The organism is Thiomicrospira microaerophila (assembly GCF_000934765.1).
Lineage (GTDB): Bacteria > Pseudomonadota > Gammaproteobacteria > Thiomicrospirales > Thiomicrospiraceae > Thiomicrospira > Thiomicrospira microaerophila.
In genome coordinates this window covers 1-12,182 of sequence record NZ_JYNN01000058.1, presented here as the reverse complement: position 1 = coordinate 12,182, position 12,182 = coordinate 1, and the positions used below count along the sequence as shown (strand labels likewise).

At 38.4% G+C, this 12,182-nt stretch carries 16 protein-coding genes; 1 reads left to right on the top strand and 15 read right to left on the bottom strand.

Annotated features, from left to right (window positions below; genetic code table 11):
- The 15 genes from NA59_RS11655 to NA59_RS11595 form a co-directional block, all read right to left on the bottom strand.
- Positions 1-244, bottom strand: a 244-nt coding sequence (locus tag NA59_RS11655; protein ID WP_044412859.1) for a hypothetical protein, incomplete at its 3' end; no start/stop codon positions are given.
- Complete coding sequence (locus NA59_RS11650; protein ID WP_198401109.1) at positions 244-1,941, bottom strand: DUF262 domain-containing protein; 1,698 nt, start codon at positions 1,939-1,941, stop codon at positions 244-246. The genes NA59_RS11655 and NA59_RS11650, both read right to left, overlap by 1 nt.
- Positions 1,942-1,969: 28 nt before the next feature.
- A complete protein-coding gene (locus tag NA59_RS11645; protein ID WP_044412871.1) occupies positions 1,970-2,221 on the bottom strand; it encodes a hypothetical protein in 252 nt (83 codons plus the stop codon).
- On the bottom strand, positions 2,218-2,616 hold the full coding sequence (locus tag NA59_RS11640; RefSeq protein WP_052501652.1) for a Fic family protein: 399 nt from the start codon (positions 2,614-2,616) through the stop codon (positions 2,218-2,220). The genes NA59_RS11645 and NA59_RS11640 overlap by 4 nt, the downstream gene beginning before the upstream one ends.
- A 96-nt stretch (positions 2,617-2,712) precedes the next feature.
- A complete protein-coding gene (locus tag NA59_RS11635; protein WP_044412864.1) occupies positions 2,713-3,369 on the bottom strand; it encodes a DUF3226 domain-containing protein in 657 nt (218 codons plus the stop codon).
- Positions 3,362-4,462, bottom strand: coding sequence for an AAA family ATPase (locus NA59_RS14505; RefSeq protein ID WP_052501651.1), 1,101 nt, complete (start codon positions 4,460-4,462; stop codon positions 3,362-3,364). The genes NA59_RS11635 and NA59_RS14505 overlap by 8 nt, the downstream gene beginning before the upstream one ends.
- Positions 4,463-4,544: 82 nt before the next feature.
- Positions 4,545-4,796 (bottom strand): DUF2442 domain-containing protein, encoded by a 252-nt coding sequence (locus tag NA59_RS11625; RefSeq protein ID WP_044412856.1) that lies wholly within the window; start codon positions 4,794-4,796, stop codon positions 4,545-4,547.
- Positions 4,797-4,808: 12 nt separating this feature from the next.
- Entirely contained in the window at positions 4,809-5,078 is a 270-nt protein-coding gene (locus tag NA59_RS11620) for a DUF4160 domain-containing protein (protein WP_044412853.1), read from the bottom strand.
- 15 nt (positions 5,079-5,093) lie between these two features.
- A complete protein-coding gene (locus NA59_RS15180; RefSeq protein ID WP_157792614.1) occupies positions 5,094-5,252 on the bottom strand; it encodes a hypothetical protein in 159 nt (52 codons plus the stop codon).
- The gene (locus tag NA59_RS11615; protein WP_044412851.1) at positions 5,252-6,079 is read right to left on the bottom strand and encodes a DUF2971 domain-containing protein; all 828 of its coding nucleotides are present in this window, start codon (positions 6,077-6,079) and stop codon (positions 5,252-5,254) included. Before NA59_RS11615 ends, NA59_RS15180 begins: the two co-directional genes overlap by 1 nt.
- A 152-nt stretch (positions 6,080-6,231) precedes the next feature.
- Positions 6,232-8,373, bottom strand: a complete 2,142-nt coding sequence (locus NA59_RS11610) for a sigma factor-like helix-turn-helix DNA-binding protein (protein WP_044412848.1) — start codon at positions 8,371-8,373, stop codon at positions 6,232-6,234.
- Entirely contained in the window at positions 8,363-10,621 is a 2,259-nt protein-coding gene (locus tag NA59_RS11605) for a DEAD/DEAH box helicase family protein (RefSeq protein WP_044412846.1), read from the bottom strand. The genes NA59_RS11610 and NA59_RS11605 overlap by 11 nt, the downstream gene beginning before the upstream one ends.
- Before the next feature lie 333 nt (positions 10,622-10,954).
- Positions 10,955-11,167 carry a hypothetical protein gene (locus NA59_RS11600; protein ID WP_044412843.1) on the bottom strand — a complete coding sequence of 71 codons (213 nt, stop codon included), beginning with the start codon at positions 11,165-11,167 and terminating at the stop codon, positions 10,955-10,957.
- Positions 11,168-11,175: 8 nt separating this feature from the next.
- The gene (locus NA59_RS15175; protein ID WP_157792613.1) at positions 11,176-11,352 is read right to left on the bottom strand and encodes a hypothetical protein; all 177 of its coding nucleotides are present in this window, start codon (positions 11,350-11,352) and stop codon (positions 11,176-11,178) included.
- A gap of 24 nt (positions 11,353-11,376) precedes the next feature.
- Positions 11,377-11,742 (bottom strand): hypothetical protein, encoded by a 366-nt coding sequence (locus NA59_RS11595; protein WP_044412841.1) that lies wholly within the window; start codon positions 11,740-11,742, stop codon positions 11,377-11,379.
- A gap of 158 nt (positions 11,743-11,900) precedes the next feature.
- Here NA59_RS11595 and NA59_RS11590 point away from each other — a divergent pair.
- Positions 11,901-12,182 (top strand): transposase (locus tag NA59_RS11590; protein WP_198401108.1); only part of this gene is annotated, 282 nt, incomplete at its 3' end.

The following is a 12,182-nucleotide window of genomic DNA, read 5'->3' as shown; positions in this document are numbered from 1 at the left end:
GTTTTAACTGCACGCGCTTTAAGTTATCCAACAGTTCGTCTTCGCTCAACACCAAACGGTTTGCCGTTCCCAACTGGGGATCAGAACCGTAATCCAAACCAAACTGCTGATCACCAGGCCTGGTGGCATTGATTTGCGGCATAGTAAACGGCACAGAACAGCTCTCCTGCCCCTCAAACAAACTCACTACCGCCTCCCAAGCGGCCTTTTGATGCGGAAGATTTTGGTTAAACTGAAGTTGCATTAATCCACTCTCCATGTCTGTAACGCTTGTTCTGCCAACCAGGACTGGTAATGATTTACACTGGCGGCATTCCAATCCTCAAATTCAGCAACCTTAGCCGCTAAAGCCAGGCTGGAGTCGCGATAAGCCTGTTTTTTGGTCGAAAAATCCGCACGCTTCAAATCATCTTTTTCCAACAGCACCATATTGCCTAAGCGATCATAGACATCGGTAGCGCCCTCGCCAAAATAATCATGCCAACCCTGCTCTGGATGATACGGACAGACATGCTCCAACACCATTTTGTCTTCGGACACCCCATTACCCAATTGATTTTCAAGCTCTGCCAATAAAAAACGAATTTTCTTTGGCGATTGGCGGCTCGGCATACGGTGAAACTCAAATGCTGTTTTAAACACCTCATCCTTCGGATATAAGCGTCTAAACCCATTCGAATCATTTTTTACATGACTAGCTCGCTGATATTCACCATTAAACAGTTTGATGGCCATTTGGTTATAGACCGTTTCCTGCTCATTCGGTGATAAATGACAAACCACGTTATAACGTATGGAAAGCACATAAAGATACTGAACCAGCTTCACAAACTCATTCACCTCAAAACGCTTGAATGCGGCCAGCAACACGACCAAGGGTTGACGAATATTAAACAAGGCTAACGCCTCTAAATAACGCAAGGCCGGAACGTAATCCGATGCCTGATTCACCCACCAAGCTTTTTCCTCCATCGGTTTTAACAATGCCGAATACACCGGCGCCATATCGGAAAGCGAATCCAAATAAGCCATCGCCTTCTCGGAGGTATGAATCTGCTTTTTAATCGTGCTAAACAACTTCTTTTTCGTTAAAAGAGGATATTGCACATTATGGTGATAACGCACAAAATCGGTAAAACTCGACTCCCCCAAATTCGTCACAATCGCCGACCAACGCTCATCCAACTCATCCAATTGCTCCGGCAACACCGAATCGTTTTTCGCCACCATCGAAAAAATAAAGTTTTTCAGCAAGTCCGGTGTTGATAATTGAACGCCACGCGCATTAAGGGTTTCAAATACCTTATAGGCATTGACATCATCTTCCACCACAATTTTGGTGAACATCATGCCACGCGCAACATCGTAGAGTGTCTGCGCTATCTCTTCGCCGGTTTCGCCCATATCCTGTGCCAAAAAATAGCGAAACGCTTCGCGCAATAACTTATTGGTTTTTGACATAAACCGATGATTGGCGGGCTCCAACTGCGCGCATAGGTTTTTGAAATAAGGCGCATTATTGCGATTTAACGTCAACTTACTTTTTACCGCCAAGGTGACCGGATGTTTAAAACCAATGTATTTATCCCGATTTACTCGAATGTACTCTTGATTGGCTTCGATATCCTGTCCCGACTGCACCAAATCGGCTATTTTTCTTAACGCCGCCAACACAATCAACGACAAGGTAATCAACCGTTGTTGTCCATCAATCACTTCAAAAGTATTGTCTTCCGGCTTGCGTTGCAAAACCACATAACCCATGTAATGAAATTTTTCTTCCGGCAAGCCTTTTATATCTGCCCAAAGTTCTTCCCACTGCTCAATATCCCACGAATAATCTCGCTGAAACGTCGGAATCAGATAACGCACACCATTACCAATCAGCCCATCAAAACTGGCATTCGAAGGCTCCATCGCCATAAATTTTGCATCAGACATGTGTCGTTTCCTTCTTATCCATCGAGCGCTATGCGGCAGTTATTCGAAAATTTCGAATAACTGAATCCTCTTCCAGCTCACTGTCGCTAAAAACTTTCTTTAGATGGTAATTAATCGTCTGGGTTTCCACGTCATACAGCGCCGCCATCATCTTCTGCGTCAGCCAAATATCCTCATCCGCATACACCGTTTCAACACCGCTTTCACCATTTGCGGCAATAAAAGTTAGATACTCAGCGGCAGAAGATCGAATCATCGCCGTGTTCGTTTTTTCCGTCACTGGTTATACTCCTTTTTCAAAAAATACCGCTGGTTTGGGCTATTAGGTTTGTCGGGCAAAGTCCTCTGCAACCAACCCGCTTCCAATAACGGCTTTAATACGCTTTTTCTAAAGTGTTCACGGTCATGCAAACCGCAAAACGCCTGCAATTCCGCCCGCGTTCTTAGCATTTGGCAATAATCCACCAGGCCTGGTTGTTTGTGCAAAATATCCGCCACGACTTGATTATCAACTTGCGGGATAACTTGCGGGCTGTCTTGCGGGGTCAAGGATAATTGTTCACGCAAAGTTTGCTCAATCATCTCCAACATAAACTCAATAAACGGCGCACAATTGGTTTTTGCCGTGCTTTGCCCAATCGCATGGTAATAATCCGACTGATGGCTAAAAACCAAACTGCGCCACCAACGCCCTGATTGCTCACTAATCGAAGTGATAAATTCAGTGTTATCGCGGTAAGAGTAAATGGCGGTTAGTAGCTTGGCATCGAACTAACCAAATAGTTTCAAAAAGAACTTTAAATCATCAAGCGCTTCATGCTCAAAGTTCCAAATCCCCTCTTTTTTGAATGCCGCCGCTTTAGAACACTTTTTCCCAGCCTGGCCTCTTTCTGCAAGACTACAGGTATCGTATCGAAAATAATTATTGAGCCAAAACTTATCAAAATCCTTTTGCTTAATACTCTGCCCCTGCTCATCAAGACACGCTTTCCAAGCGTTTAAGCAGTCTGCATAGGGTGACGGTTGGGCTTTAATTTCCTTTAAAACAGTCTCAAGCTCACCAAAACCATTCAAATGCATCACACCTATAGCAAACTCAACTTCAAATTCAGGGCACAGCACCCGTTCATTCATACACTCGGGAGCACTCGTTGCACCCGCCGCCAAAATCGCACGCCTAACAAGTTCAACACGATTTGCAATACCTTCACTATCCGCATCAACTAAAATGCCAACCTTGTCGTACTTGTCGAGTTTTTCATTCTGAAGTTTAAGCGTAATATTCCGTTCACTTAAACCCTCTAAGCACTCAAAATCCTCTACCAAACAGATTGGCTTCCCCACTTCAACACTAAGGTTTAGGTGAGAAATTAGCACCTCCAAAAAAAGGCGATCACTATCACTTTCTACAATTAGAAGATTATTCACCACGAATCTCTCCATCATGTTTTAGCGCATAATCCAACTGCTCAAAGTTTCTGGACTTAGCGACGATTCGCTGCGTTTTATAATGACGATAAAGTTCAAAATACCCGCCTTCATCATCCCTGTTTTGCTCATTAAACGCCTCGATACACTCTTTTGAATGCGTTGTGATAAACAACTGGCAATTAGCCAACTTAGAAGCTTCAAAAATCAACTTCCAAAGTTTCGGATAATTACTGTAATGAATGCCATTTTCAATTTCATCAACAAATAAAAAACCATCCTTACTCGCCCAAATCGCACACAAAACCGCAATATAACGATTAATCCCCTCACCAAATGACGACAATAAAACCGGTTTTTCCTGTGTTGTGCTGGAGAGTTTTAACACCACTCCCCTTTCTGTGACCACCTGCTTTAGTGCAATGATCGATTCATCAAACAAGCTGAGCGAATCATTTAAATATTGCTCCTTATTGGCATCCACCAAACTGCCATAAAGAATCGCTATATGCTTTTCATCGACCCTAGCTGAACTAATAAAATGTGCGTCCTTGCGTTGTTCAATGGATTTTTTTTGATAGCCTGTTGTCAAATTGCGCTGAATTAACTCTGCCAGTTTTATGCATTGTTTTTCAATACCAAAACTGACCTCAATAAAATCATCGTTAATCCTAGAAAAGCTAAACTCCGCCAACCCCATTTCTGGAATCGCAGTTTTATTTACATATTTAACATCATGCGTTTCAGGATCAACAACCTTAACCGCTTGATGTATAACTTCTAAACTCAACAAATTACTATTTAACTTGATTTCTAAGTTTTCACTCTTCTTATAAAAAATGTCGATATCCAATATTCCAGAATGAGGCTCAAAAAAACCACTCTGCCTTCTTGTCAGTAACGTATTTAACCCCCGAACAACATCCAACACGTCATCGCTCGCCAAATGAAGGTACAAGGCTTCCATCAAGGCCGTTTTGCCGACATTATTTTTACCGCCAATTAAATTAACGCGCTTCAAACCGCTTAACGAAAAATCTTCAAAGCCTTTAAAACCTTTAATTTCTACGGAATGCACTTGCTTGTTATTCATTTTGATTTCCTAACTGTTTCTTCATCTGGCACCAAAAGCCAAAAACGCTGTATTTATTGTAACCCAAATACTGACCTACTCACTAAACCACACCTGAAACGGCTATTGTCTGAGATTTAAAAAACAAGGTATCCGGCGAAATATCCAACTCATTCGGCCAACAAACCGTATCCCAAGCGATATAAGCCTGTTTAAAAACCGTGACATCTCTTAACTGGGTAAACACCCCTTTATCTAAATAAGGCGTCATATCAAACACCGCCTCCTCCCCGGTCGAAAATTTCAACTGCAACCGATAATCCGCAAGCGGTATAACTGAAATAACTTTATTCATGTTTAGGGCTACTTATCGCAAAGGTTCAATTTTAAAGGGTGGCTCGCCATTCACCGCTAAATTCCAGTCTGCCATTAGGGATTCGCGATGGATTTCAATCCATGCTTGCACCATACGCGCTTTACCTTTAGGGAAATCGCCGGATAAAACGTCTGCGGTTTCAATGGAAAAGGAAGCGGTAAAATCCTGAAACCTTGCATGAATGTGCGGCAAATTATGTTTTTCATTATCGAAATAATACAAATAAATCACAATCCCATAAAACATTGAAATCGTTGGCATCATTACTCCTTAACTTTAAAGGTTTAAATATCGCTTCACACCACTCACCCGTCGCAAATGCATTGCCTGCGCCTGCTCATGCAAAACCGACAAACGCCCCAACTGCTCGCTAATGGAAGCGATTAGGTTAAGTGTTCTGGTGGTAAGGGTAAATGGCGGTTGGTAGGTCATCATCACAAACCCGTTATTTCAACAGCATAGTGCTCAGAGGACTCATTGGCATACAAAACTTGTACTTGTACTTGATTTTTTTGTTCAAAAAATTGCACAGCCTTTTTAAGTTTTTGTAGATAGTCATCTGGCATGCACATTCCAACAACAACTCTTTTCAATAAGCTTGGATTAAATCTGTACGGCCCTGGAGGATGCATAAGAGATGCAACAATTCTATGCTCTCTTTCATATTGCCAAATACTAGATTTTGAGTGTAGTAATCGCTCAACTAATTCACCTTCTTTCATTCCTTTTATATAAGGTTTTAAAACAGGTCGTTCTTGAGTGTATTTAACTGGTTGTGCAAGCAAGTTATAAATCATGCAATCAAATAATTCTTTTTCACTTATGGACTTCAAACATTCCTCATAGCGTGAAGGTATCACTTCAAACTCAACGACAAACCCCTTATGGTTATTCGCATAATGTGACCACATCAAAATTTCTTTAGGCGTTTCAGAAAAACAAGTAACGCCTACTTTACCGGTTAAATCCCGCAAAAACTTTCCACTTTCAACATTGTTTTTTAAGCCAATATAAGACCTTCTATCTGAATCTAATTTTTTTACGCCCTTAACGCCTAAATTAACTGCAACCTGCTTGAATAAATCGCCATTTTCACGCTTCATATCCTTTAAGCTTGGTACTTTCATAATCGGTTTACAGTCAAAAGGATCATTAAAATCCAGTGGTGACGAATACCAAAGTGTTTTATCGGTAAAAATTTTTAAAGAATCAAATCCTTTATCATTTTTGTCGTCTAGCGGTAAATATTTATAAAGGATCATTTAATTTTTCTTTACACTCATTACTATTTATATAGAAAATTTATTGCCAACTTAAAATCACCCAACTTCTATAAGCAGATACTCTTTTCAAATCCTGTTACGAAAATAAAACATATTTGCATTCATTTAAATTATCAAGCCCATACCATTCTTCATTGATTCACATAATAAAACTGTGATACTGCGGACTCTGCAACAGTCTGCGTGATTAGAACTTTATCTTTGACAATATCAACATTTTCTCTAAAGGAAAGCGTTCGATCACAAACTAGACTTGTTAATCCAGATAAGCCATTAAATTCAATAGGCGTTGAAGAAAGGAAGCCTTTGACTCTAAACAACCCAATGCTATCTATATAAATATCAGCTAATGATAAATAAAAATATTTAGAATAACTCAAGCTGTTTTTAACGTTTAATTTTTGTCGAAGCACATCTGCTTCAACTGGTTTTGTTACACTAGTCACTAAATCTTTTATTTGAATTAGTAAGTTATCAATATTAATGTTCTTAAACATCTTTTCTGGAGTTGAATATTGCATGTTTTCAACACGAATAACTTTCTTTTCATTCATTAGCTCAAATAAATAGAAGGTGGCATGTCTTAAACTTTGGCTACGAATCTTTTGAGCGATCTCAGCTTTTGATAGTGGTCCTTCAGCTTGATTAAGAAGATTTATAATTAATTCACGTTGACCACCAAGACTTACGCCTTCATTCAATGAGATACTGTCTTGATTTGATTTACCACGAAAAAAAACTCCGTGCAACTCACCATATTCTCTAAGAATATACCTTAGCTCAAAATAGCCCAAATGAGTTTTATTATGATAAATTTGAAAAAACTCATTTAAATGGCAGGAATTGTTTGGAAGTGTTTCAAGAAAGTTTTTTGCATCTAAGATTACCTGGTCCAGATCGACATCGTTCAAGCATGAGAAGATTAGGTGCTTATAAGTACCGCTACCTGACTGGTAAATATTTTCTGATGTATTAAAAGATCCATCTAACCTATCTGTATATATATTATTTCTAGAGTATCCTTTACTGTTTGTAAAAAGTGCAGCATCTTTCCAGGGAAGACCATTAGGAAAGTTTAAAAGAGTATGGGCTAAGGCTTCTTTTTTTCCTAGCCTAGATGGTAGGTATTTTCCTTCAAGGTCTTGTGTAAAAACACCTTTATCGGTAAGAAAATCAAGTGTTATAGAGGCTTTTATAAAATTTAATCCTGTACTCGAGACCAACTCGTTGATTAGATGCTCTTTTTCAAATGGTGATTTATTTTCAGTGACGAACTCATCAAATAAGCTGAGGTTGCTTAATGGTTTGAATTCATCTATGTCAAACTCTGAATTGCTTTGAAGAAGCCTTGCAAAAAAGGAATAGAAACTTTGCTCTTTTTCGAAAAGAGAATACAAAGTCGGCATGGTAAGAAATTTATCCTCAGTTTTATACAAAATTTGATCTTTGATTAGTTCCAAAGGAATTGTGAACTCTTTAACGAATTGGTTAAAAACTCCTTTGTCAATTTGTCTAATTCGCTCTCTTGTTACACCGTACTTCTGCCCCAGAGCTTCTAGTGTAAGTACTTGATGGTTGAAGCCTAGCCTTGAAAGGAATATATCACATTCATTTTCAGGTAATTCAAATACAAAATCTTCAATGTCTTCAATAATTACCTCTTCCAAGTCAACATCTGAATAAAAACTACTTTGAACTGATACAATTAAATCGGACTGCCCGTAATTAAAATTGCCACCTAATACTGCCACCCTAAATAGCTCATTAAAAAACTTCTCTTTTAATTCAGTAATAATATGGATCTTATTTTTCCCGTATCCTTTTTGTTGTTCTAATAAATCTATATCCAGTTCAATAATATCAATTAAATCTAAATTACCAATATCGTTAATTAAATTTTTCAGGTATTTGATTTCTTGCTGGTTGAGTCCTTTATAACTGAATCTTAGATCTTCTATTAATTTTTTAGAAAAGCATATTTTTTGAGAGGCACTTATCACATCAAACGGCTCAAAAGTTTTATTAGTAAGTTTTTTTTGCACATCTTCAAGTAAGCCTGCATACCCTAACCCCACTCCTTTGATTTTTGTTAAATCTAAAGGGGGGATTTCTAAAATCGAATCAATAGTCACTGTTTTTATTGGTAATACACTTGAGTCTACTAAAGCAAAAATCTTTTTAATGACTTTTTCAAAGTTATGGTCAACTTCAACGCCAAATTTTTTTACAAAGTGGCACAGCTCACTATAGTCTGAAAAGGATTTACTTTGCATTTGTGACCACCTTTAAAAATAGAAGTTTTGATCTAAATAGACGTTTGATAATTTTCATGTCACTATCTGGAATACTTTTCAAATCTGACATCTTTTCAAAATGTTTATATTTTTCTAGAAGAGCACGTTTTTCTATGTCACTTTCTTCTAGTTTATTATCTATTTTGGGAGTTGTTACATCAAAAACACTTTGAGTTTTGACCTCTTTAGGCTCAATTATTTCCTTTGTATTCAACTCTTCTTGATTAGTTTTTTGTTTTAAAATACTTTTAACTTCAATCTCAGTAAACAGAGGGAGGTGCTCAAAAATAGATTCTTGGCTAATCGCTTTATCACTAGGAGTAAATCCACTTTCTTCAAACTTTTTTAAAATTTCATGACATTTTTCATGTATAAAATGAAATTTTGAATCGAAAGTGCTCATGTCGAAAGCTATCATAAGAAAAGATAGATAAGAGCCGAATAAAGTGTTGATTTGATCACGAGTTAGCCCTTCAAGTTCCTCATGCAATCGACAGAAATCTGGAAAACGACCTTCAGTCTCATAGAATTGTCTACAGAGGTTTAAAGCTTCTGACCTGAAATTTAATCTGTAGTTCAGGTTTTTGATTAGCTCTAGAACATCGGCTGCGGCCTCATTGTATGTAACCTCTATATAATCATTGTGAACCACTGACTTTTTTTCATTTACCTGTTTTTCATTCATACTCCGTTCTTCATAATTATCTTTATCAACAGGAATGTTTCTAACTCTTTCAGATAGGTTATGTACTTCGTTCAACCTTTCTAATGAGCCAACAAAATCTAAAACCACTACAAATTCTTTGGATTTTGTCTTCCTTAAACCTCTTCCCAGTTGTTGAAGCCAAACTGTTCTTGAACCTGTGTATCTAATGAAAACAAGTAGGTTAGTTTCAGGTATGTCTACACCTTCATTAAATAGATCACAAACCAGAATGTAACTATGCTCACCTTCACGAAATGAACGTATATTTTCTCGCCGTTGAGAGTCAGGCATTTTAGAATGCACTAGTGTTGCAGTACCTGGTTTGAAGAATTTAATCATGTACTGCATATGCTCTATGCTTTTACAAAAAACTATTCCTTTTGGTGTTTGAAAGTTTTGTTGGGTAACTTCTTTTTCGATTAAACGGACAATTTCTTCATCTTTCTTATGCAGAAATAATGACTTATCTATATCTGATACAGTCATACCATTTTTCAACATTTCAAGTTGACTATCACTCAAATCATCAAGCATCACTTTGTATTTAGGAAATGCTAATTTATTATGTTTTAAAGCCCATGCTAAGTCATATTTACCTATATGGCCATCGATACCGCCAAAAAACTGCGTAACACTCTTTAAGTCTTCTCTATATGGCGTTGCCGTTAGGCCAATAAGTATCTTCGGATCCAGAAAATCAATAACTTGTGAATATGTTCTTGCTGGTACATGGTGCGCTTCATCCACGATTACAAGATCAAACTCGTCCTCTCTAAGCTCATTTATTTTGGAGAAGAAGGTATCAAATGAACCGAATACAAAGTCAGTGTTCTCAGGTGATGCGCCATTAAAGCAAGCAGAGAATGTATAAGTTCCAATTCCTAGAATATTTTTAAACGCTGTTACAGATTGTAGAAGAATTTCAACTTGGTGAGCTAAGAACAGCACTTTTTTTATCGAATAACTTTCATTTTTTATCAATGTCTTTACAAGGTTCGCGACAGTATAAGTTTTCCCCAGACCTGTTGCCATTTCGATGAGTAGTTTTGTTTTTTTCTCTTTAATTTTGGTTAATGCTTCATCATTTATTGTTTGCTGATATTTTCGCATTTTAATATTTCGACCAATCTCAGAATGCTTTTCAATCCACAAGTTTTGAAGCCCGTCACGATCAAATAGTTCCACGCCCAATTTTAATGCTCTAACTTTTACCTCCGAGGTGAAATAAGAGTTAGTCACAAGAATCATATTTTGTACGCTAGCTAGCCTTGCACCAGTAACTAACTGATTTAAAGCTTTAGTATCAACAGTAGCATTTATATTTCTTTGCTTTACCTCAATTGCAAATTTTCTTCCATTCTTGTAAGCAAAGATATCAACACCACCGTCACCATGAGAGTATTCTTTTCCTACTTGAGTTATTACGGCATCACTCCAGCCCGCATCCTCAAAAACCTCTTTTACGAAAATTTCAAAGTCGGAAGGGGTGAGTGAATCAATTTGTTTGAAATCAGTAATCATAAAACTTCTCTACTTTCTAATTTATGCAATTTATATGCACTAAAAACACGGTAAACAAATGCTAAATAATTTACAACAGCTCGTTCAACATAGAGGTTTTCGGTGGTATCCCAACTCACAGATTCGTCTGGTGCGGGGCGCAGTGCGCCGAGGCTGGGCGTGGGAACCCATATCGGTGCTTTCGATTTGCTGTATGTTTTTTGGCTCTATCATTGTCTGCTCACTATCTGTATGCGTCAATTCTTGTGTTTTTTTCTTGCTTGCGGCTTATGGGAGTAAATTTTTTTATTTTTTACTCACGTTTTTCGAGTCATGTTCAATTTTCGGCATTTTTTACTCATAAGGGCCTTCGCCACTCAATAGCTGGTAAAAACGTGTAGTAATGAAATATTTACTTTTTCCCATTTTGATTGGAATCCGAACCGCTACACCGTTCAGTTTTGCCAAGGCGGTATTGGCGGCAATGGCTTTTTTAAGCACGGCTTTGGTTTCTAGTTCGTGTTGCAGTGGCAAACTTGGCGGTATATAGCCTTGGATACTTGTCATGATTCTTTTCACTTTGCTTGGTTTAAAAAGGTTTTATCAATATTGACGTTGACCTTGTAACGCTTCATTAAGTGCTTGATGTATTTCCTGCGCTCAGGTGAAGTGTCGGTTGTATAGCCTTCAATCTGCATGGATACCGCAATGGCTTTACGCATTTTCCTTCTGAGTTCCGGTGTCAATCTCATTCAACCGCCCCTGTCTTTATCATCTCAAGCCGCTGCTTGTGGTTTTGTAATTTTATATTCAACGGGATCGGCCTTGAATTGACCATTAGGTTGGCGGAGATCGTACCAGTAGCCGGATAAACGATAGTAGTTGAAATGGGCTAAATAGTGCTCAGCTTGTTGATCCAGCATGTCAATTATCATGCCCTGTTGCTGGCGCTTTTTTCGCTGTTGAGCGTAGGTGAAATGGGGTTTGCTAAACGGTCTTTTAGACATTTTCGCGCCCCAGAAACGAAAAACCCCACGCAGGGCGCTGTTCTTATGGGTAGCGGGTGAGGTATTGTTGAGATACATTATAATGCCAACGCCGCCTAAATAACAAATTTTATTATCTGCAAGGCTCAAATTCATTTTGCCATCTCCCGTTTAATTTGGCTATTATAACGATGAAAGGTTCCTGCTTGGTGATAACCCGAATATTTCATAAAAAGGGGTGAAACTCGACTAACTTGTTGATATAATTAAGTTTCAACCAAAAAACTTTCGTAAACAACAATAGCGAGCTCACCATGCGTAATACTAACCCAAATACACTCCGTTTTCCAGCTATCAATGCCAAAACAATCCGCGCTGATTTTGAAGGCGGTGCCATGTCAAGCGATTTTGGTGCACTCCTCATGAGTGGGGTCAACCGCCAAACCGGTTTGATTGGTCGTTTAAGTGGCGCGATTAAAGATCAACGTCATGCCTCCTACACCCAACACAGCATTGAGAATTTGTTAGCACAACGTATTTTTCAATCGGCCTGTGGTTATGAAGATGGCAATGATGCCAATAGCTTGCGCCATGAT

Bases quoted from the DNA above. Each gene is read 5' to 3' on its own strand.
- NA59_RS15175 (WP_157792613.1), bottom strand. From the start codon at position 11,352: ATGAGATTGACACCGGAACTCAGAAGGAAAATGCGTAAAGCCATTGCG.
- NA59_RS15180 (WP_157792614.1), bottom strand. From the start codon at position 5,252: ATGATGACCTACCAACCGCCATTTACCCTTACCACCAGAACACTTAAC.
- NA59_RS14505 (WP_052501651.1), bottom strand. From the start codon at position 4,462: ATGAATAACAAGCAAGTGCATTCCGTAGAAATTAAAGGTTTTAAAGGC.
- NA59_RS11595 (WP_044412841.1), bottom strand. From the start codon at position 11,742: ATGAATTTGAGCCTTGCAGATAATAAAATTTGTTATTTAGGCGGCGTT.
- NA59_RS11600 (WP_044412843.1), bottom strand. From the start codon at position 11,167: ATGACAAGTATCCAAGGCTATATACCGCCAAGTTTGCCACTGCAACAC.
- NA59_RS11625 (WP_044412856.1), bottom strand. From the start codon at position 4,796: ATGAATAAAGTTATTTCAGTTATACCGCTTGCGGATTATCGGTTGCAG.
- NA59_RS11610 (WP_044412848.1), bottom strand. From the start codon at position 8,373: ATGCAAAGTAAATCCTTTTCAGACTATAGTGAGCTGTGCCACTTTGTA.
- NA59_RS11650 (WP_198401109.1), bottom strand. From the start codon at position 1,941: ATGTCTGATGCAAAATTTATGGCGATGGAGCCTTCGAATGCCAGTTTT.
- NA59_RS11605 (WP_044412846.1), bottom strand. From the start codon at position 10,621: ATGATTACTGATTTCAAACAAATTGATTCACTCACCCCTTCCGACTTT.
- NA59_RS11620 (WP_044412853.1), bottom strand. From the start codon at position 5,078: ATGCCAACGATTTCAATGTTTTATGGGATTGTGATTTATTTGTATTAT.
- NA59_RS11615 (WP_044412851.1), bottom strand. From the start codon at position 6,079: ATGATCCTTTATAAATATTTACCGCTAGACGACAAAAATGATAAAGGA.